Consider the following 20,017-nt stretch of genomic DNA (forward strand, 5'->3'; position numbering starts at 1 on the left):
AAAAGAGGCGTTTTACTAACTGAATTAAATCTGTAGAAAGTTGGGATGCAAAATGAAACGTTTAGTATCAATGGAAGAACTATCACTTGGAGACATTGAAAACCTTCTTACACGTGCCGCAGCCTTTAAAAATGGAGAAAAAGCAGCGATTGACGCCGGTCATTTTGTCGTCAATATGTTCTTTGAACCAAGCACAAGAACACACTATAGTTTCGAAGTAGCCGAGCGAAAATTAGGATTCGAGGTACTGAGTTTTGAGGCGAGTGAATCAAGTGTGACAAAAGGCGAGACACTTTACGATACCCTCCTCACCATGCAAGCGCTTGGTGTTGAAGCTGCTGTTGTGAGGCATCCCGATGAAAAATTCTACGACGAACTAAACGATCTTGACATTGCAATTATTAGCGGCGGAGACGGTTGCGGGGAACATCCCAGTCAGTGTTTGCTAGACTTGTTTACTATTAAAGAACAGTTTGGAAGCTTTGCAGGCTTGAAAGTAGCCATCGCCGGTGACATCTTACATAGCCGCGTAGCCAACTCTAATATGCGAGTGCTCAAACGACTCGGCGCAGAAATTTATTTTGCAGGACCAAAAGAATGGTTTGATGAAGAATTGCTAGCTTATGGAACCTACTTGACAATGGACGAAGCAGCGCAACAAGTAGATGTCATGATGCTACTTCGAGTGCAACATGAGCGGCACCAAAATGGAGCGATAGGGTTTCAAAAGGAAGACTATCACGAACGCTTCGGTTTAACTGAAAAGCGCGCCCAAATGCTGAAACAAGAGGCTATTATTATGCATCCTAGCCCAGTAAATCGAGACGTAGAAATTGCGGACTCGCTCGTTGAATCCAAGCAATCTCGGATTGTAGAGCAAATGACAAATGGCGTTTTTGTACGGATGGCCATTCTAGAAACCGTATTAAACGGAAAGCGTAAAGGAGCGGAAAAACATGTATTTAATTAAAAATGGACACATTTTAAGCGAAACAGGGGAACAAATTCAGCAAGACATTTTAGTGGAAGATGGGAAAATCGTCAAAATCGCTTCTCATATTGATAAGCCTGAGGCAGAATCTTTTGATGCTACTCGGAAGCTTGTCACCCCCGGATTTATTGATGTACATGTTCATTTACGCGAACCAGGCGGTGAACACAAAGAAACGATTGAAACGGGGACAAACGCCGCTGCAAGAGGGGGCTACACAACAATTTGCGCAATGCCTAATACGAAGCCAGTTCCTGATTCACCTGAAATCATGACAAAACTTGTAGATCGGATCAAGGAAACCGCCAAGGTGCGAGTCCTTCCATATGCATCCATTACAAAAGCACTGGGCACGGAAGAATTAGTTGATTTTCGTGGCTTAAAAGAAGCAGGCGCATTTGCATTTACAGATGATGGTGTTGGGGTGCAGTTAGCTGGAACAATGTATGAAGCAATGCTTGAAGCTTCTAAACTAGATATGGCTGTTGTTGCGCACTGCGAAGATAATTCGCTCGTCTATGGTGGCGTGGTTCATGACGGCTCCTTTGCTAAGAGTGAAGGCCTTAAGGGGATTCCAAACATTGCGGAATCCGTCCAAATTGCACGCGATGTGCTTTTAGCAGAAGCAGCTAACTGTCACTATCACGTTTGTCACATCTCCACAAAAGAATCCGTTCGCGTCGTCCGAGATGCTAAGCGAGCAGGAATTCGTGTGACGGCTGAAGTTTCACCGCATCATTTACTTTTAAACGAAGAAGATATTCCGGGAAATATTGGAAACTGGAAAATGAACCCACCACTGCGAAGCAAAATCGATCAAGACGCTTTGATTGAGGGACTAGAAGATGGAACCATTGATTTCATCGCCACTGATCATGCTCCTCATGCAGCCGCAGAAAAGGACGTTCCTATGCAAGAAGCGGCGTTTGGAATTGTCGGATTAGAAACAGCTTTTCCGCTTTTATATACGCACTTTGTGAAAACAGGAAAATGGACGCTAAAACAGCTTGTGGACTGGATGACAATTAAACCGGCTAAAGCTTTCAAGTTGCCATTTGGCGAATTAAAATTAGGCGAAGCGGCTGACTTAACAGTACTTGACCTTGAAAAAGAGCAAGCCATTGATCCTAATCAATTTGCATCAAAAGGAAAAAATACGCCCTTTACTGGCGTTAAATGCGTAGGCTATCCAGTACTCACGTTATTTGAAGGAAAAGTCGTTTATAAGGGGGAAGTAAAATGAAAAAAAGAATTTTACTACTAGAAGACGGGACACACTTCATAGGCGACGCAATCGGAGCGGACAAAGAGACAGTTGGGGAAGTCGTTTTTAATACAGGGATGACAGGCTATCAGGAAACGATCACAGATCCATCGTATTACGGACAGATGATTACTTTTACGTATCCGCTTGTTGGAAATTATGGAATTAACCGCGACGATTTTGAATCCATTCAACCCGTTGTAAAAGGAGTAATCGTTCGAGAAGCTGCTAGGAACCCGTCCAATTGGCGAGAACAAATGACACTCGATGAATTCCTAAAAGAAAAAGATGTTCCGGGTATTGCTGGTATCGATACTCGCAAATTAACAAAAATGATTCGACAAGAAGGAACCCTTAAAGGACTTCTTGCCCCTTATGAAAATGAGACGGATAAAGAAAAGTTGCTCCATCATTTACGATCGGTTCGATTAAGTACAAGTCAAGTTGCTGAAGTCTCATCTTCCAAGCCATTTATCAGTCCGGGCGAAGGGAAACGCGTTGTCCTTGTTGATTTTGGTGTCAAAGGTTCCATCTTAAAAGAACTCAACAAGCGCAATTGCCATGTCACCGTTGTGCCGTATAACACGAGCGCTGCTGAAATCTTAAATCTTCATCCAGATGGTGTCATGCTTTCAAACGGACCCGGGGATCCAAAAGATGTGCCAGAAGCTATCGAAATGGTAAAAGGCATTCAAGGAATTGTTCCGCTCTTTGGCATTTGCCTCGGGCACCAACTATTTGCACTTGCAAACGGAGCAGATACATTCAAAATGAAATTCGGGCACCGCGGTGCTAACCATCCAGTTAAAGAACTCGCAAGTGGTCGCGTGGATTTCACTGCACAAAATCACGGCTATTCAGTGGAGCAAGACTCGATTCAAAATAGCGATCTTGTTGTGACTCACGTGGAATTAAATGACGGCACAATCGAAGGACTAGCACATGCTGAATACCCGGCTTACACCGTGCAGTACCATCCAGAAGCGAATCCGGGACCAGGCGATGTGAATTATTTATTTGATCAATTTATGGAAATGATGGATTTAGAACGGAAAGGACGGGTGGATCATGCCTAAAAGAACAGATATTGAAACAATTCTTGTTATCGGATCGGGACCAATTGTCATTGGCCAAGCTGCTGAGTTTGATTATGCAGGAACACAAGCTTGCCTAAGTTTAAAAGAAGAAGGATACCGGGTCGTTCTTGTCAACTCTAATCCAGCGACGATTATGACGGATGCTGAAATGGCAGATAAGGTTTATATCGAACCAATCACACTAGACTTTGTCTCTCGAATCATTCGAAAAGAGCGACCTTCAGCCATTTTACCCACACTAGGTGGACAGACAGGGCTTAATATGGCGATGGAACTAGCTCGAGCTGGCATTTTAGAAGAAATGAATGTCGAAGTCCTTGGAACAGATTTAAGAGCGATTCAAAAAGCGGAAGATCGCGAAGAATTCCGGAACTTAATGAATGAGCTCGGGGAACCCGTCCCAGAAAGTGAAATCATTCATTCCCTTGAAGAAGCACATCAGTTTGTTTCGGAAATCGGCTATCCTGTCATTGTTCGCCCTGCTTATACACTTGGCGGATCTGGCGGCGGGATTTGTCATAACGATACAGAACTCGAAGAAATTGTTGCAAGTGGCTTGAAACTTAGCCCCGTGACGCAGTGTCTACTCGAACGGAGTATCGCGGGTTTTAAAGAAATCGAATATGAAGTGATGCGCGATGCAAATGATAATGCGATGGTCGTCTGCAACATGGAAAATATCGACCCAGTCGGTGTACATACAGGCGATTCCATTGTCGTTGCACCTAGTCAAACCCTTTCAGACCGAGAATATCAAATGTTGCGTGATGTCTCGCTTCGAATCATTCGCGCACTTGAAATTGAAGGAGGCTGTAACGTCCAACTTGCCCTTGATCCAAACAGCTATGAGTATTATGTGATCGAAGTGAATCCGCGAGTTAGCAGAAGCTCGGCTCTTGCTTCAAAAGCAACAGGTTATCCGATTGCAAAACTAGCGGCTAAAATTGCGGTGGGGCTCACACTGGATGAAATCAAAAACCCGGTAACAGGGACAACTTACGCTCATTTTGAACCAACACTAGACTATGTGGTGGCGAAAATTCCTCGCTTCCCATTTGATAAATTTGAATCCGGAGATCGCCGCCTTGGAACGCAAATGAAAGCGACAGGGGAAGTCATGGCGATTGGACGAAATTGGGAAGAGGCGCTCTTAAAAGCAGTTCGCTCACTTGAAATCGGCTGTGACCACTTGTACCTTGAAGAAGCAGAACAGGCAACAGATGAAGTGCGTGACCGTAAGATTCGCTTTCCTGAGGATGACCGCTTGTTTTTCCTTGCAGCGGCTCTCCGGAAAGGAGAAAGTGTCACGAGCTTGCACGATAAAACGAAAATTGATTTATTTTTCTTGCACAGCTTTGAAAAAATCATTAAGACAGAAAGCTTGCTTGAAGAACAAAGAGGTGAGGCTAGCACACTTTATGAAGCGAAGCGCCTCGGCTTTTCCGACGCCTTTCTTGCCCGTCTATTAGGAGAAACGGAAGACGAGATCTATCAAAAACGCAAACAACTAGGAATTTGGCCGGTTTTCAAAATGGTGGATACTTGCGCCGCCGAGTTTGAATCCACAACGCCTTACTTCTACAGTAGCTATGAAGAAGAAAATGAATCGCTGCGCTCAGAAAAAGAAAGTGTCATCGTGCTTGGCTCTGGCCCCATTCGGATCGGGCAAGGCGTCGAATTCGACTATGCGACCGTTCATTCTGTGTGGGCGATTAAGCAGGCCGGTTATGAAGCGATCATCATTAATAACAATCCAGAAACGGTTTCAACAGATTTCTCGATTTCCGACAAACTTTACTTCGAGCCGCTCACACTAGAAGATGTGATGCATGTGATTGAACTTGAACAGCCACGTGGCGTCATCGTGCAATTTGGCGGACAAACCGCAATCAACCTCGCTGAAGGCCTAGAAGCGCGCGGTGTGAAAATCCTTGGAACCAGCCTTAGAGACATTGACCGCGCGGAAAACCGAGATGAATTTGAAAAAGCCTTGTATGAACTGAATATCCCACAACCAGCCGGAAAAACCGCAACATCAGTAGACGGCGCTATCCAAGTAGCCACAGAAATTGGCTATCCTGTCCTTGTGCGCCCATCTTACGTTCTCGGTGGTCGCGCCATGGAAATCGTCGAATCAGAAGAAGCCTTGCGCTACTATATGGATCATGCTGTGAAAGTCAATCCGAAGCATCCCGTTCTTGTTGACCGCTACCTTCAAGGTCAAGAAGTAGAAGTAGATGCCATTTGTGATGGCGATCATGTACTCATCCCAGGCATCATGGAACACATTGAACGTGCAGGTGTCCATTCAGGAGATTCGATTGCGGTTTATCCCGCGCAAAGCTTAAGCGCAGAAGTCAAGGAAACCATCACCGATTACACAACAAAGCTTGCCAAAGGACTAGGCATCATAGGAATGCTTAACATTCAGTACATCATTAGTGGCGAAGAAGTCTTTGTGATCGAAGTGAATCCGCGTTCTAGCCGGACAGCGCCATTCTTAAGCAAAATCACGGACATCCCAATGGCAAATGTGGCCACTAAAGTGATCCTCGGCAAGACACTTCAAGAGCTTGGATACGAAGCCGGTTTGGCCAAAGAAAAATCCGAGATTTTCGTTAAAGTGCCGGTCTTCTCATTTGCGAAACTGCGTAGCGTCGATACCTCGCTCGGCCCAGAAATGAAGTCAACAGGAGAAGTTATGGGGAAAGATGCAACGCTTGAAAAAGCGCTCTATAAAGGTTTTGTCGCAAGCGGGACTAAAATGCCGGACTACGGAACAGTTCTTCTAACTGTGGCTGACCGTGATAAAGAAGAAGCAATCAAACTCGCAGAACGGTTCAACAAAATCGGCTTTACGATCATGGCAACGTCTGGAACAGCAAAATCTCTTGAAGATGCAGAAATTCCTGTCCAAGCAGTGAAAAAAATCGGAGAAAATCACGAAACTTTGATTGACTATATTCGTAACGGACAGATCACGCTTGTTGTTAATACAATGACAAGCGGGAAACGAAAGGAACGCGATGGCTTCCAAATCCGGCGGGAATCGGTAGAAAATGGAGTGGCAGTTTGTACCTCCCTTGATACTGCCGAAGCGATCTTACGAGTTTTAGAGTCACGCTCCTTTGAGATTGAAGCAATAGAATCTGTTTAAAATAAGCAGGAAACGGTGGTTTTGAAATGAAGCTAGAAAAAATGCGTGTCATCAGTCAAAAAGAAATTGCCGATCAAGTGTTTGAACTTGTGCTAATGGGCGATTGCGTAGCAGAAATGGCGCCAGGTCAATTCCTGATGGTGCGCTCAAACCGAAGCGATTTGCTTTTACGTCGTCCGATAAGCATTGCTTCTTATGAAAAAGAAGAAGGGGTTTGTACACTGATTTATCGAGCGCTCGGAGATGGCACAAAAGCCATGTCCGAGCTTCAAGCAGGAGAATTTGCCGATGTGATGGGGCCACTTGGACATGGTTTCCCACTTGAATCACTTGCAGGTAAAGAAGTGCTTCTCATCGGAGGAGGAATTGGTGTTCCACCGCTTTATCAGCTGGGAAGGGAACTAGCGCAACTTGGAGCAAAACCGATTTTCATCAATGGGTTTGAATCAGAAAAAGACATTTTTCTTGAAAAAAGGATGCAAGCGCTTGGAGATGTTTATATCAGCACAGTAGATGGTTCGTATGGGACAAAAGGGTTTGTGACAGACGTTACAGAAAAACTTACAATACAGCCAGCACGGGTGTATAGTTGTGGACCGCTTGCCATGCTTAAAGCTGTAAAAGCCGCATTCCAAGAATCACAAACTTTCCTTTCGCTTGAGGAGCGGATGGCTTGTGGGATTGGCGCTTGCTATGCTTGTGTGTGCCAAGCCGAAGACGAAACAAAACAACAGTTCAAAATTTGTACAGATGGCCCAGTTTTCCGGGCAGACGAGGTGAAATTATGAACCGATTACAAGTAGAACTTCCTGGTCTCCATCTTAAAAATCCGATTATGCCGGCATCTGGCTGTTTTGGATTTGGACGCGAGTACGCGGAACAATTTAATTTAAATAAGCTTGGCGCGATCATGGTCAAGGCTTGTACGCCTGAGCCACGCCTTGGCAATCCAACGCCTAGAATTGCAGAAACGCCCAGTGGAATGCTAAATGCTATCGGGCTGCAAAATCCTGGACTCGACCGCATTATGGAAGTAGAACTCCCGTTTCTTGAAAAATTTGAAACACCCATCATCGCAAATGTTGCTGGAAAAACGGAAGAAGATTATGTCACCGTTTGCGCGCGAATCGGGGACAGTCCTGTTGTGAAGGCGATTGAACTTAATATTTCTTGTCCGAACGTAAAAGAAGGTGGCATCACTTTTGGGACTGATCCTGATGTGGCCTACCGTTTAACGAAGGCAGTGAAAGCCGTTGCGAAAGTTCCTGTTTATGTGAAATTAAGTCCTAATGTCACAGATATTGTTGCGATTGCACAGGCCATAGAAGCTGCGGGCGCTGACGGGTTTACGATGATCAATACATTACTTGGAATGCGAATTGATTTGAAAACGCGAAAACCCATTATTGCCAACCAAACAGGAGGGCTTTCAGGACCTGCAATCAAGCCCGTTGCCATTCGAATGGTTCATGAGGTGCGGAGTGCTTCTGCTTTGCCAATTATCGGTATGGGCGGAGTGCAGACGGTCGATGATGTATTAGAATTTTTGATGGCCGGTGCAGATGCTGTTGCAGTTGGCACGCTTAATTTTACGGATCCCCTCATCTGTCCAAAACTGATTGAAGCTTTACCCAAGCGGATGGATGAACTGGGCATTGACAAATTAACGGACCTGAAAAAGGAGCGAAATAAAGCATGAAAAACAAGCCAATTATAGCTTTGGACTTCCGAAATGCTCAAGAAGCAGAAGCTTTTTTAAACCTTTTTGAAAATGAACCGCTTGCCCTTAAAATCGGCATGGAGCTGTTTTTTTCAGAAGGACCTGAATTTGTTTTGAAATTAAAAGAAGCGGGACATTTTATCTTTCTCGATTTGAAACTTCACGATATTCCAAATACCGTTAAAAGTGCGATGCGTTCGCTTGCTAAACTTGGCGTTGACCTTGTAAATGTACACGCGGCAGGGGGCAAGCAAATGATGGTGGAGGCTCTAAATGGATTAAATGAAGGAACACCTAAAGGGAAGACTCGTCCAAAGCTGATCGCCGTGACGCAATTAACGAGTACAAGTGAAGCGGAAATGCAGCAAGAACAACTTATTTCCGTCTCACTCGAAGACTCAGTTCTACACTATAGCAAACTTGCAGAAGAAGCAGGGCTTGATGGGGTGGTTTGCTCTTCTTTTGAAGCGAAGAGCATTAAGAAGCATACGAATGAAGCTTTCTTATGCGTAACCCCGGGTATTCGACTAGACACTGATTCGAAAGATGATCAAAAGCGTGTAGTGACTCCGAAAGAAGCAAGAAAGCGTCAAGCGAGTGCGATCGTTGTAGGTCGCCCGATTACACGAGCAGAAAATCCAAAAGTCGCTTACGAGCGTGTATTAAAGGAGTGGGAAATTTGATAGCGAAACAAACTGCCGAACAATTACTTAAAATTAAAGCCGTATTTTTGCAACCGAACGATCCGTTTACATGGGCTTCAGGAATTCGGTCGCCGATTTATTGTGATAACCGTCTAACACTAGGGTTTCCGGACATCCGCAAATTTATTGCGCTTAACTTAGCCAAAAAAATCAAACAGGAATTCCCAGGCTGTGAAGTTATAGCTGGAACGGCGACAGCAGGAATCCCACATGCTGCGTGGGTAAGTGACCTACTCGACTTACCGATGGTCTATGTTCGAGGTGAAGCTAAAAAACATGGAAAAGGGAACCAAATCGAAGGTCCAGTCCAAAAAGGACAAAAAGTGGTCGTTATTGAAGATTTAATTTCGACGGGTGGTAGTTCTTTAAAAGCAGTGGATGCACTGAAAGAAGCCGGCTGTGAAGTGCTTGGTATCGCTGCGATCTTCACATATGGATTAGAAGAAGGGGAAACTCGTTTTGCGCAAGCAGGCGTAAAGCTTGAGACGTTAACGGATTACGAAACACTCATTGAAGTGGCATGTGAAGAAGGTTATGTCACAGAAGCGGATATGAGTACCTTACGAGAATGGAAAAAAGATCCGACTGCATTCGGGAAATAAATTTCATGAAATAACTAAAAGTATTGCTAGTTTTTTGATATAATGCTAGTGATACTTTTTTTAATTTGGGAAAATGGAACTTAATGAATGCTTAGGGACGTGACAAATTTATGAAAAAAATTCTGATTCGTTCGGGAGTGCGACCAACAGATGTTTATACTGCAGAAGATATGTATTTAAGAGACCGAACTGGTTTTAATAATGGAAATTTAGCTTATCAGTATAGTATTTACAGAACACTTTGGCAAGAAGAAACAGAACTTGTTCCAGATGGGCTTTCAACAGATCCAAGTCGAGCAGCGCGATATAATGAAGAATATGATGCCTATATCATTCCACTAGCAGATGCTTTTCGCGAAGATTTTAGGCCGCAACTGCGCAACTATACAGCACTCATTAAACAATTAAACATCCCGGTTATCATAACGGGCGTCGGTCTCCGGGCAGCGTATGAACCACAACTTGAACAAGGCTTTTCGTTTGATGAAGACGTAAAAGGATTCGTTAAAGCTGTGCTAGAAAAATCAGCCAAATTAGGCTTGCGAGGCCAGATCACTGCTGACTATTTAAAGCAGCTTGGATTTAAAGAACAAGAAGACTATGAAGTGATTGGCTGTCCTTCACTTTATACCTTCGGATCAGAACTTAAAATTCGCGATTTAAACTTGCAAAGAGACTCCTTGATTGCGATCAATGCTTCTCCCGTATCAAGTGAAGCTTCTTTGCAATTTTTGAACGAGGTGATCCAGAAACATCCGAATTACTACTTCATCCCGCAACATTTGGATGAGTTCCACTTGATGTATGCAGGTGGTCCAGATATTTCCAGTGACAAGCAAAGCTACCCCGTTTCCATCCTTGATTGCTATTATAAAGAAGGCCGCGTAAAATATTTTACTAGTATGCCCAGTTGGTATGACTTTATGCGCCAAGCATCATTTAGCATCGGACCAAGATTACATGGAAATGTTATCCCAACAATCGTTGGAACACCGAATGTATCTTTTGTTCAAGATGCTAGAATGCGCGAACTAGCGGCTTATCATAACTTGCCTCACGTAACGGCAGAAAAACTATCGGAAATTCAAAATCTAGAGGAATTACTTGGACAAGTGGATTTAAAGTCAGCTGAAAAAGTTCAAAAGCAAAATTTTGATCGCTTTATTGACTTTTTAGATGCCAATCAAGTCCCGCATATCTATACGGAAAGTAGAGACCGAAAAGAAGCGCCTCTTGATGTTGAGATTGCGGCACTTACCTTTCCAGAAAGTGCCAAGCCGATTACGGTACTAACGGGAGTACCCCTCTATGAGCGGATTCAAACTGCATCTAGGTTGTTAAAAGAAAGACACCAAGTCAAAGTGGATTACGAAAATCACAGACGCGATTATCAAATTAAACAATTGACGGCTCAATTAAACCAAACTAAAAATCAGTTAACAAACGAACAAAAAGCTAAACAAGGTCTAGAAACAAAGCTAAATGAAACCGAACAAAAACTCACGCAAGCAAATACTCGGCTTGAGAAACAACAGGCAGAAATCAAACACTACAAGGGCACGCTAAACCGTAAAGCTGTCCGCGCAACGTTAAAAGTAACAGATTCACTTGCCAAACTAAAAGGACGTACTCCATAAAAAAACCTGTTTTCCAAATTCATTTTGGAAAACAGGTTTTTTTTAAGTTTGTGCTGTTTTAACAACGGGGGTTGCAATCGGTAAATCGATTTCAGCTTTTAGCAAGGCTTCGCGAATTTTTTTCAGTAAATCGCGCTGAACACCAAATTGTTCCCCATTTACGGCCGTACCTACAATGCGAATTACTTGGTTGGTTCCGTCTGAACTTTCAACTCCGAGCACAGCAGGTGTTTCAACAATGTTTTTGTTGCTACTCTTTTCTTCTTCACAAATTTGTTCGATAATTTGAATCGCTTTTTCTGTGTCAGCTTTTGGACTAATTGCAACATCAACAAGCACACGCATATTGCCGCGAGAATGATTGCTTACAATCATGATCTGACGGTTTGGGATAAAGTGAAGTGTTCCATCAAAATCACGAACTTGAGTAGTTCGTAGACCTAAGTTTTCCACATATCCATTGACGGTATCAAGGGTGATACTATCTCCGACATCAAGCTGACGCTCTAGCAAGATGAAAAAACCTGTCACAACGTCGCTTACAAGTCCTTGGGCCCCAAAAGCAATCGCCAAACTCGCTACTCCAGCTCCAGCAATTATAGCTGTTACATTAATAAAGTTTTGCAAAATTAAAATCGCAAATACGAAGAACAACACATACCCATAAAAGTTTAAAATCAAGCCTTCAAGCGTATCCGCGCGGTTGTTTGAAACAGCTGGATTGCGCCGGTATTTTTTGAAAAAACTTTTGATGATTTTAGAGCCTGCGTATTTTAAAATAAAGTAAAGGATGATTAAAACGAGAATTTCAAGACCAACACTGATGACTTTTGAAATCACGGCATCCCAATCAATGGATTTAAACCATTTGGTAAAGTAGTTCACGCTTTCAGCCACATCCTTTGTTGTTTCTTTTTCCATTCCATCCAACCTTTCTTTCAATGAAATGTCCCTTTTCATTTTAACAAAGGCTTTCTAGTGAGACAACCGAAATGAAGATGAAAACGAAGTTTAAAAAGCAGTTCCCCCGTTTCTTGCGAAAAATACTTGCTTTTTTTAACAAAAAAAGGTAGAATAGGCGTTGCAATTAATAATATCGTTTTCATGTTACTGTTACGAACAGGCATGGAAGGTTTGAAGAGACAACTGTGTCCCATTCTAGACTTTCCGTGTCTTTTTTATTTTTTGTCTCACTTGTGTGAAGTAGCTTTTGAGGAGGAATATGTATGTTTAAAAAAATGTTCAAAAAAGAAAAAGATGAAAGCATCTACGCGCATGCAACAGGAAGTTTTGTGCCGCTTGAAGAAGTTCCAGATCCTGTTTTTAGCGGGAAAATGATGGGTGAAGGCATTGCCATTAAGCCAACTGACGGAACAATTGTAGCGCCTGTTGATGGTGAAATTATTCAACTCGCTGAAACAAAACATGCTTTTGGGATCCGCACAGCTTTAGGAGAAGAAATTCTTGTCCACATTGGTCTTGAAACCGTAGCCTTAAAAGGAGAAGGTTTCGAAGTACTTACTAAAATGGGAGCAAAAGTGAAAAAAGGCGAACCACTTATTAAAGCTGATCTCGCTTATATTGAAGAAAACGCATCAAGCACAATTGTTCCAATGGTTGTGACAAACAGTCCGGAAGGAAAGTTTGATTTTGATTGGAAAAAAGTAACAGAAACAGTTGCTGGCGAAACGGAAGTCTTCGTTACAACACTTAAATAAAACAAGAAATCGTATTCATTCACTTGAAAGCAAAAGAGGGAAGCTAGATGAAAATCATTCGGATTTTAAATAACAATGCAGTCGTGCTAAAAGATGGCAACGAAGAAAAAATTGCCATTGGTGCGGGTATTGCCTTTAACAAGAAAAGAAACGATGTTGTTGCTACCAATAAAATTGAAAAAATGTTCGTGATGCAAGATGAATCTGAACATTTTCAAGAACTATTGAAGCGCATCAACGAAGAATATTTTGCGGTATCCGAAGAAATCATTTCCTATGCTGAGGTTACGCTTCCCTTCAAGCTTAGTGAACATATTCATATTTCGCTAACAGACCATCTGGCTTTCTCGATTGAACGATTAAAAGAAGGAATTATTCTTCAAAATCGTCTCTTGAATGAAATTAAAGTTCTTTACGAGCCAGAATTTAAGATCGGTCTTTGGGCGATTAATCATATCAAAGAACGTTTTGGACTTGATATGCCTATTGATGAAGCAGCCTACATTGCGCTTCACATTCATACAGCTAAAATCGGTGCTGGAGATATTCATGAAAGTGTTAGACAAGCATCCATCATTTCGAGCATGATTGAAGTGATTACATCAAGTCTTCGGATCACGCTTTCTGGTCAGGATATTGCTTACGAGCGTCTTATTACTCATCTGCGTTTTGTACTCAATCGAGTGGAGAAAAAAGAACTTCACACGATGGATGACGAAATGCTTACAATGATCAAGAAAAAATTTGAATTTAGTTTTAATACTGCGAAGAAAGTGGCAGATTTGCTCAAAGAAAATTACAAGTTGCTACTTCCAGAAGCAGAATTAGGATATATTGCCCTTCATGTGGAAAGATTGAGGAGCTTTTGGGAAAAATAAATTTTTAGGAGGCATTTTAAGATTATGGACGTATTAAAACGATTTGCAATCGGTGCGGTTTATCCGATCATTGCGCTTGTAATCATTGGGATTTTCTGGCTTGCGTATGCAGTAACAGGCATGAAAGCCATTGATTCAATTTATCAAGGACTCATTCTTATGTTCCCGCTGATTGTATCGATGGGAATCGCGATTGGAATTGCAAAAGATCATAGTGGAGCATCTGCTCTTGCAGGAGCAGTTGGCTGGCTCGTTTACGCGGCTGTTATTGTTTCTCTGAATTTTCCGAAAAACGGAGTCTTTACACCTACAGAATTCTCCGCTAATTTCAACTTTTTAAGTGGAATTTACATGGGGATTGCAGCGGGAGTACTTTATAACAAATTCTACAACATTCGTCTTCCAGAGTGGTTGGCGTTCTTTGGTGGTCGTCGTTTTGTTCCGATCGTCACATCTGTTGTAGCCTTGTTTATAGGGGCTTTTGTAGCGGCAATTTTCTAAGGAATTGAAAAGAGAAATGGAGGAAATAACATGTTAGGTGGGTTACAAAAAATTGGGAAAGCCCTTATGCTTCCAATTGCCGTACTTCCGGCAGCGGGACTTTTAAACCGCCTTGGGGCTGATGATGTTTTTAATGTACCATTTATTCACTCAGGTGGGGCAGCACTATTTACATTCTTATCATTATTATTTGCAATCGGGATTTCAATTGGACTTTCAAAAGACAATAGTGGAGCAGCAGGACTAAATGGTGCGATTGTCTTTTTCATTTTAAACTTTGGAGTTATCGGCGTAAATTCAAGTATTAACATGGGTGTTTTTGCAGGTTTTATCGCAGGTTTAACAGCGCCGATTCTTTATAATTATATGTATGACAAAAAAATCTTTGGAAACCAAGAATTTTTAGATGGCAAACATGTAGCCATTATTATTAATGCCGTATTAACTTTACTTCTCGTTGTTATCTTTGGAGCTGCTTGGCCAACAATTCAAAACGGCTTAGACGCACTTAATGGCTGGATTACAAGTGCAGGAGCATTCGGTTCAGCGATCTATGGAATTTTAAACCGTGCACTCATTCCAACAGGTCTTCATCACGTACTAAATACGTATTTGTGGTTTGGATACGGGGACTTTGTGGATGCTGCCGGACAGATGGTTCATGGTGACATTAACCGCTTCTTCGCAGGCGACCCAACAGCAGGGACATTCCAAGTTGGTTTCTTCCCAGTCATGATGTTCGGTCTTCCAGGTGCGGCCTTTGCGATGTACCTAGCAGCGAAAAAGAAAAATCGTGCTGAAGTTGGCGGAATGATGTTATCGCTTGCTGTTACGGCTTTCCTAACAGGGATTACAGAACCAATCGAATTTACATTCATGTTTATTGCACCATTCCTATACGCGATCCACGCAATTTTAATGGGTGTATCGATGTTTGTGACGAATTTACTGGGCATTAAACTTGGCTTTACCTTTAGTGCTGGGGCGATCGACTTTGTCCTTAACTTTACGAAAGGGCATAATGCATGGCAGCTAATTCCAATCGGACTTGTATTCGCAGTTATTTATTTTGTTCTCTTTTATTTCATCATCAAAAAGTTCAACTTAAAAACACCAGGACGTGAAGATGAAACAGAAGAAAGCCTTGCGATGGAAATGCCAAATGCGGAAGTGCAAGAATCCGCAGCATCACTTGGCGCAACAGAAGCTGACCTTCCAAATGGAAAAGTAGATAAATACGAGCAGATGGCGCGAGGATACCTTGGTGGACTTGGCGGAGAAGACAACCTTGTGAAAGTGGATAACTGCACCACACGTCTTCGCTTACAAGTGAAAGATGCGGATTTAATGAACGAAGCTGCACTGAAAAAATCAGGAGCACGTGGGGTTGTGAAAATTAATAAAGAAAATGTGCAGATTATTGTTGGAGCAGACGTTGAGTTTGTGGCAGATAAGATGCGCGATATTACGGGTAAATAATAAAAATACAAGCGACAAGCGAAATGTGCCGTATAACTCGGACATTTCGTTTGTCGTTTTTTTTACGATTGAAACTTGAAATTTGTTTCGTTTTTCTAGATAATAAAAAAGATTGGAGTGAAGCGAAATGTTAGAAGTGATTGTGGAAAATGCAGAAGATGCCAAGTTAGCTGAAATATATGGAGCAAACCGGCTGGAAGTTGTTTCGGCTATCAGTGAAGGGGGACTTACCCCGAGCTACGGGGTGTTAAAAGAAATTATCGGAGCGACAAGCTTACAGACGATGGTCATGATACGCCCACATAGTCATTCTTTTGTATATAGTGAAAGCGACCAGCGAGCGATTCAAACAGATATAGAGGTTGTAAAGGAGCTAGGAGCATCGGGCATTGTATTTGGAGCAGTGACAGCTTCCGGGGAGATTGATACAGCACTACTTGAAAAAGTGCTTGAATGGAAAGGAAATTTGCGATTTACATTTCACCGCGCGATTGAAGCGACAAACGACATAGAAAAAGCATATAATACCTTGAAAACTTATGGCAAGAAGATTGACCAGGTTTTGACTTCAGGCGGCACAAAAAGCGCTATGGATTCGATTCCGCTACTTCAAAAATGGATAACAGAAAGTCGCGAAAATCCAGATGCGTTGTCAATTTTAGTAGGCAGTGGTGTGACCAATCAAAATATTTATGAGCTACATCTCGCTCTTTCAAATGACGCTTATCATGTAGGTGGCGGGGCAAGAATTTCTGGAAGCTTTGCTAATTCGCTAGATCCTGAACGAATTGAGCGCATCCAAGCGATAATTAACAACTGAAACACGTGTAGCCATCAAGTAAGGGATAAGGTATAATGAAGCAAAGAAGAAAAAACGAGGTGGACCAGATTCGTGAATAATCTAATTGGAAAAAGCGTGACCATGAGCGTGAAAGAAATCATGGAAGATGGCTTCTTGCTTGAAAAAGATGGAGCAACTGTTCGGATGAAAAAAGGAAATACGAGCCGATTTGACTTAACTCCTGGCGAAGAAATTTTAGTTTTTCTTTATATCGACTACGATCACGAACTAACGGCAACAACGACAATTCCAAAGGTACAAGTAGGTCACTACGGCTTTGGGACGGTAACGGAAGTTCGAAAAGATCTAGGTATCTTTATGGATATTGGAATTGAAAAAGACATTGTGATTTCTATGGATGATATGCCTGCACTATCGCATCTTTGGCCGAAAAAAGGAGATCGCTTAATGCTTGCTTTGCGCGTGGATGATAAGGAGCGAATTTGGGGTGTTCTCGGGTCTGAGACAGAATATAAAACGATTGCTCATGCTGCTAAACAAGAAATGTTTAATCAAAATGTCTCTGGGACGGTATATAAGTTATTAAAAGTCGGTTCGTTTGTTTATACGGATAATGGCTATATTGGCTTTATTCATGAAAGTGAGCGAACTTCTGAACCACGACTTGGCGAATATTTGAAAGCGCGTGTGATCGCCGTTAAACCAGACGGATCACTTAATCTTTCTCTTCGTGGGCGCGTTCATGAAGTCCTTAGCGATGATGCGGAAATGATTTTGACCTATCTGCGAAGCGTGGGGGGAGAAATGGGCTTTGGCGACAAGTCTAATCCAGATGCTATTCGCGGGAAATTTGGGATCAGTAAGGCACAATTTAAACGTGCACTTGGAACGCTTATGAAAGCAGGAAAAGTAACGCAACAAGCGGGCCTTATTACAAAATTAACGGAAGAAGATTCAGACTAAAGTCTTAGTGAGGGGTACACCTGTAGCGGTTTGCCCCTTATTCGACTTCTTTTTATAATAGAAAAAGGTTCAATGTGAAAAAAAGGAGGTGTCGCTATGAAAAAAATCGAGAGCTCTGTTCTTTTTTTGTTTATTGTAATTGTGGCGCTTGGTATTGGACTTGAAATGCTGTTTAGATGGCAGCTTCTTGTTGTCTTTGCGCTTGGAATTATTTTTTTATACACGTCAAGAAAAGCTGGGATTTCTAAGAAAAAGCAGCGCAATCGTTTATTTTTAGCCGCTGTTTTCATTTTACTGGCTGTGCTTTTAACGACATCTTTTAAAATCGGAATTGTTATTTTCGGTATTTTTGCGATTTTTCATTATATCAACCGCAAACGTGCACCTGAACTTTTAATGGTAGAAACAAAAGAACCAGGAAAAATAGATCGTGTTAATCATTTCATTAAAAATCAGTGGTTTGGAAACCAGCGCGTACTTGATGTGGTTTACGAGTGGGAAGACATTAACATTCAAACTGGAATTGGAGATACAATCATTGACCTAGGCAATACGGTTTTACCAACCGGTGAAAGTGTCATCATGATTCGTAGCATTTCAGGGAAAATTCGCTTGCTTGTTCCGTTTGACCTAGGAATTTGTCTAGAGCACTCTGCAATTTTTGGAAAATTACAGTACGATAAAAAAACAACATCCGTTCAAAATGATTCAATCAAACTTTATTCAGACAACTACGAGACAGCTGCGCGTAAAGTGAAGATCGTGACTTCTGTTGTGCTCGGTGATTTAGAGGTGATTCGTCTATGACCTATACACGCACGCAGATGATTCTTTGCTCGACACTAATTTTTATCACTTCAATGGTTGGCAGTTTAATTTATTTTTTTGTCAGTGGTTTAACGTGGTATGAATTTTTAATTGGAGTCAAAATCTTGTATTTGCCCTTTGTGATTTTTGTACCTCTTACTTCTATTTTGGCGGGGTTAATGGTTGGAGCTGTTTCAGGCTATTTGATCAAACAAAAGTTTGAAGGAATTGATTTTGAGATTCGCTTGCTAGAGCAAGGGGATCTTGAGAAAAAATTTCAAGAGGAAGAAAATTTAGTAGAAGTGGCGCAAGTCTACAAGCAAATTGATCGATTACGTGATAAAATGAAATCGCAGACTTTACTGACACAAAAAATTGCCAATGAAAAGGCTGAAATTAGTGGTGAAACAAAAGAAGCGATTCTTTCGGAGGAACGGCACAGGATTGCACGTGAACTGCATGATTCTGTTAGTCAGCAATTGTTTGCCGCAATGATGCTTTTATCGGCTTTAAACGAGCAAGTCGCAAAAGATGATTCCCCCGTTTTGAAAAAGCAACTTCGAATGGTAGAATCGATCGTAAATGAGTCCCAGTCAGAAATGCGCGCGCTCCTCTTGCACTTGCGTCCAACTCAACTAGAAGGAAAATCGCTTAAGAAAGGGATGGAGCAACTTCTTAAAGAATTGACAACTAAACTCCCTATTAAAGTGGAGTGGCAAATTGAGAATCTTCAGCTCCAAAAAGGTATTGAAGACCATCTATTTCGAATTGTACAGGAACTGTTGTCCAACACTCTTCGGCATTCAAAGGCAAAGCTTCTAGAAGTTCGCTTTGTAGAAATTGATAATATGGCGGTTTTGAAAGTCGTTGATGATGGAGTCGGATTTGATATGAATGCTGTTCCACAAGGCTCATATGGTCTACAAAACATGCGTGAACGGGTGCAGGAGTTCGGTGGAACGATTAAAATTATCAGTTTTCCAAATAAAGGAACAAGTGTTGAAATTAAAATCCCTTTAGTGGCTGAGAAGGAAGTGGACGAAGAATGATAAAGGTATTACTTGTAGATGATCATGAGATGGTACGGATCGGGGTATCCGCTTATTTATCCGTTCAAGATGATATGGAAGTTGTTGGTGAAGCAGAAAACGGACGTGAAGGTGTAGAAATGGCTCTTGAGTTACGTCCAGATATTATATTGATGGATCTTGTCATGGATGAAATGGATGGAATTGAAGCCACCAAAGAAATCCTTCAAAACTGGAAAGAAGCAAAAATCATCATTGTCACAAGTTTTATTGATGATGAAAAAGTATACCCTGCACTTGAAGCAGGGGCAAGCAGTTACATGTTAAAAACATCAACGGCAGGAGAAATTGCTGATGCAATTCGTGCTACATACGGCGGGGATTCAGTGTTTGAACCGGAAGTAACAGGCAAGATGATGCAACGCTTAACAGCAAAACCAGAAAAAAACTTGCATGATGACCTGACTAACCGCGAACAAGAAATTTTACTTTTAATTGCGGAAGGAAAATCCAATCAAGAAATTGCCGATGAGTTGTTTATCACGCTAAAAACAGTGAAAACACATGTGAGTAATATTCTCTCTAAACTAGATGTACAAGACCGTACCCAGGCGGCAATTTATGCGTTTAAACATAATCTAGTGAAGGAAGACGAGTAAGAGAGGAGAG

The 20,017-nt window shown here is 42.0% G+C and carries 19 protein-coding genes; 18 read left to right on the forward strand and 1 reads right to left on the reverse strand.

What is annotated here, in order from left to right:
* The first annotated feature begins 52 nt into the window (after positions 1-52).
* From HB912_RS03005 to HB912_RS03045, 9 genes are all read left to right on the forward strand, one after another.
* Entirely contained in the window at positions 53-970 is a 918-nt protein-coding gene (locus HB912_RS03005; protein ID WP_185372144.1) for an aspartate carbamoyltransferase catalytic subunit, read from the forward strand.
* Positions 957-2,234, forward strand: coding sequence for a dihydroorotase (locus HB912_RS03010; protein WP_185372145.1), 1,278 nt, complete (start codon positions 957-959; stop codon positions 2,232-2,234). Before HB912_RS03005 ends, HB912_RS03010 begins: the two co-directional genes overlap by 14 nt.
* Complete coding sequence (locus HB912_RS03015) at positions 2,231-3,331, forward strand: carbamoyl phosphate synthase small subunit (RefSeq protein WP_185372146.1); 1,101 nt, start codon at positions 2,231-2,233, stop codon at positions 3,329-3,331. Before HB912_RS03010 ends, HB912_RS03015 begins: the two co-directional genes overlap by 4 nt.
* A complete protein-coding gene (carB, locus tag HB912_RS03020; protein WP_185372147.1) occupies positions 3,324-6,509 on the forward strand; it encodes a carbamoyl-phosphate synthase large subunit in 3,186 nt (1,061 codons plus the stop codon). The genes HB912_RS03015 and carB overlap by 8 nt, the downstream gene beginning before the upstream one ends.
* 26 nt (positions 6,510-6,535) lie before the next feature.
* Complete coding sequence (locus tag HB912_RS03025) at positions 6,536-7,297, forward strand: dihydroorotate dehydrogenase electron transfer subunit (RefSeq protein ID WP_185372148.1); 762 nt, start codon at positions 6,536-6,538, stop codon at positions 7,295-7,297.
* On the forward strand, positions 7,294-8,208 hold the full coding sequence (locus HB912_RS03030; protein ID WP_185372149.1) for a dihydroorotate dehydrogenase: 915 nt from the start codon (positions 7,294-7,296) through the stop codon (positions 8,206-8,208). The genes HB912_RS03025 and HB912_RS03030 overlap by 4 nt, the downstream gene beginning before the upstream one ends.
* Positions 8,205-8,912: an orotidine-5'-phosphate decarboxylase gene (pyrF, locus tag HB912_RS03035; RefSeq protein WP_185372150.1), complete on the forward strand. Its 708-nt coding sequence runs from the start codon at positions 8,205-8,207 to the stop codon at positions 8,910-8,912. Before HB912_RS03030 ends, pyrF begins: the two co-directional genes overlap by 4 nt.
* Positions 8,909-9,535 carry an orotate phosphoribosyltransferase gene (pyrE, locus tag HB912_RS03040; RefSeq protein ID WP_036071677.1) on the forward strand — a complete coding sequence of 209 codons (627 nt, stop codon included), beginning with the start codon at positions 8,909-8,911 and terminating at the stop codon, positions 9,533-9,535. The genes pyrF and pyrE overlap by 4 nt, the downstream gene beginning before the upstream one ends.
* A 110-nt stretch (positions 9,536-9,645) precedes the next feature.
* The gene (locus HB912_RS03045; RefSeq protein WP_185372151.1) at positions 9,646-11,172 is read left to right on the forward strand and encodes a polysaccharide pyruvyl transferase family protein; all 1,527 of its coding nucleotides are present in this window, start codon (positions 9,646-9,648) and stop codon (positions 11,170-11,172) included.
* 42 nt (positions 11,173-11,214) lie between these two features.
* Here the strand turns inward: HB912_RS03045 and HB912_RS03050 are convergent, their stop codons facing one another.
* Entirely contained in the window at positions 11,215-12,093 is an 879-nt protein-coding gene (locus HB912_RS03050; protein ID WP_185372152.1) for a mechanosensitive ion channel family protein, read from the reverse strand.
* A 305-nt stretch (positions 12,094-12,398) separates the two neighbouring features.
* Between HB912_RS03050 and HB912_RS03055 the strand changes: the two genes are divergently transcribed.
* The 9 genes from HB912_RS03055 (at position 12,399) to HB912_RS03095 (ending at position 20,007) form a co-directional block, all read left to right on the forward strand.
* Positions 12,399-12,890, forward strand: a complete 492-nt coding sequence (locus HB912_RS03055; protein ID WP_185372153.1) for a PTS sugar transporter subunit IIA — start codon at positions 12,399-12,401, stop codon at positions 12,888-12,890.
* Positions 12,891-12,937: 47 nt separating this feature from the next.
* Positions 12,938-13,768, forward strand: coding sequence for a PRD domain-containing protein (locus tag HB912_RS03060; protein WP_185372154.1), 831 nt, complete (start codon positions 12,938-12,940; stop codon positions 13,766-13,768).
* 24 nt (positions 13,769-13,792) lie between these two features.
* Positions 13,793-14,269: a PTS transporter subunit EIIC gene (locus tag HB912_RS03065; RefSeq protein ID WP_185372155.1), complete on the forward strand. Its 477-nt coding sequence runs from the start codon at positions 13,793-13,795 to the stop codon at positions 14,267-14,269.
* 30 nt (positions 14,270-14,299) lie between these two features.
* Positions 14,300-15,748: a PTS transporter subunit EIIC gene (locus HB912_RS03070; protein ID WP_185372156.1), complete on the forward strand. Its 1,449-nt coding sequence runs from the start codon at positions 14,300-14,302 to the stop codon at positions 15,746-15,748.
* A 127-nt stretch (positions 15,749-15,875) separates the two neighbouring features.
* A complete protein-coding gene (locus HB912_RS03075; RefSeq protein ID WP_185372157.1) occupies positions 15,876-16,568 on the forward strand; it encodes a copper homeostasis protein CutC in 693 nt (230 codons plus the stop codon).
* A gap of 72 nt (positions 16,569-16,640) precedes the next feature.
* Entirely contained in the window at positions 16,641-17,513 is an 873-nt protein-coding gene (locus HB912_RS03080; protein WP_185372158.1) for a S1-like domain-containing RNA-binding protein, read from the forward strand.
* A 96-nt stretch (positions 17,514-17,609) separates the two neighbouring features.
* A complete protein-coding gene (gene liaF, locus HB912_RS03085) occupies positions 17,610-18,320 on the forward strand; it encodes a cell wall-active antibiotics response protein LiaF (protein WP_185372159.1) in 711 nt (236 codons plus the stop codon).
* Positions 18,317-19,369 carry a sensor histidine kinase gene (locus tag HB912_RS03090; RefSeq protein ID WP_036071663.1) on the forward strand — a complete coding sequence of 351 codons (1,053 nt, stop codon included), beginning with the start codon at positions 18,317-18,319 and terminating at the stop codon, positions 19,367-19,369. Before liaF ends, HB912_RS03090 begins: the two co-directional genes overlap by 4 nt.
* Positions 19,366-20,007 (forward strand): response regulator, encoded by a 642-nt coding sequence (locus HB912_RS03095; RefSeq protein WP_185372160.1) that lies wholly within the window; start codon positions 19,366-19,368, stop codon positions 20,005-20,007. The genes HB912_RS03090 and HB912_RS03095 overlap by 4 nt, the downstream gene beginning before the upstream one ends.
* Positions 20,008-20,017: the final 10 nt, after the last annotated feature.

It is taken from the genome of Listeria aquatica (genome assembly GCF_014223975.1).
Taxonomy (GTDB): domain Bacteria; phylum Bacillota; class Bacilli; order Lactobacillales; family Listeriaceae; genus Listeria; species Listeria aquatica.

Excerpts from the sequence above, each read along its gene's own strand:
- pyrF (WP_185372150.1), top strand. The coding sequence starts at position 8,205 with ATGAAAAACAAGCCAATTATAGCTTTGGACTTCCGAAATGCTCAAGAA.
- HB912_RS03070 (WP_185372156.1), top strand. The coding sequence starts at position 14,300 with ATGTTAGGTGGGTTACAAAAAATTGGGAAAGCCCTTATGCTTCCAATT.
- HB912_RS03095 (WP_185372160.1), top strand. The coding sequence starts at position 19,366 with ATGATAAAGGTATTACTTGTAGATGATCATGAGATGGTACGGATCGGG.
- HB912_RS03055 (WP_185372153.1), top strand. The coding sequence starts at position 12,399 with ATGTTTAAAAAAATGTTCAAAAAAGAAAAAGATGAAAGCATCTACGCG.
- HB912_RS03005 (WP_185372144.1), top strand. The coding sequence starts at position 53 with ATGAAACGTTTAGTATCAATGGAAGAACTATCACTTGGAGACATTGAA.
- HB912_RS03030 (WP_185372149.1), top strand. The coding sequence starts at position 7,294 with ATGAACCGATTACAAGTAGAACTTCCTGGTCTCCATCTTAAAAATCCG.
- HB912_RS03015 (WP_185372146.1), top strand. The coding sequence starts at position 2,231 with ATGAAAAAAAGAATTTTACTACTAGAAGACGGGACACACTTCATAGGC.
- HB912_RS03050 (WP_185372152.1), bottom strand. The coding sequence starts at position 12,093 with ATGGAAAAAGAAACAACAAAGGATGTGGCTGAAAGCGTGAACTACTTT.
- HB912_RS03025 (WP_185372148.1), top strand. The coding sequence starts at position 6,536 with ATGAAGCTAGAAAAAATGCGTGTCATCAGTCAAAAAGAAATTGCCGAT.
- liaF (WP_185372159.1), top strand. The coding sequence starts at position 17,610 with ATGAAAAAAATCGAGAGCTCTGTTCTTTTTTTGTTTATTGTAATTGTG.
- HB912_RS03090 (WP_036071663.1), top strand. The coding sequence starts at position 18,317 with ATGACCTATACACGCACGCAGATGATTCTTTGCTCGACACTAATTTTT.
- HB912_RS03060 (WP_185372154.1), top strand. The coding sequence starts at position 12,938 with ATGAAAATCATTCGGATTTTAAATAACAATGCAGTCGTGCTAAAAGAT.
- HB912_RS03065 (WP_185372155.1), top strand. The coding sequence starts at position 13,793 with ATGGACGTATTAAAACGATTTGCAATCGGTGCGGTTTATCCGATCATT.
- HB912_RS03075 (WP_185372157.1), top strand. The coding sequence starts at position 15,876 with ATGTTAGAAGTGATTGTGGAAAATGCAGAAGATGCCAAGTTAGCTGAA.
- carB (WP_185372147.1), top strand. The coding sequence starts at position 3,324 with ATGCCTAAAAGAACAGATATTGAAACAATTCTTGTTATCGGATCGGGA.
- HB912_RS03045 (WP_185372151.1), top strand. The coding sequence starts at position 9,646 with ATGAAAAAAATTCTGATTCGTTCGGGAGTGCGACCAACAGATGTTTAT.
- HB912_RS03010 (WP_185372145.1), top strand. The coding sequence starts at position 957 with ATGTATTTAATTAAAAATGGACACATTTTAAGCGAAACAGGGGAACAA.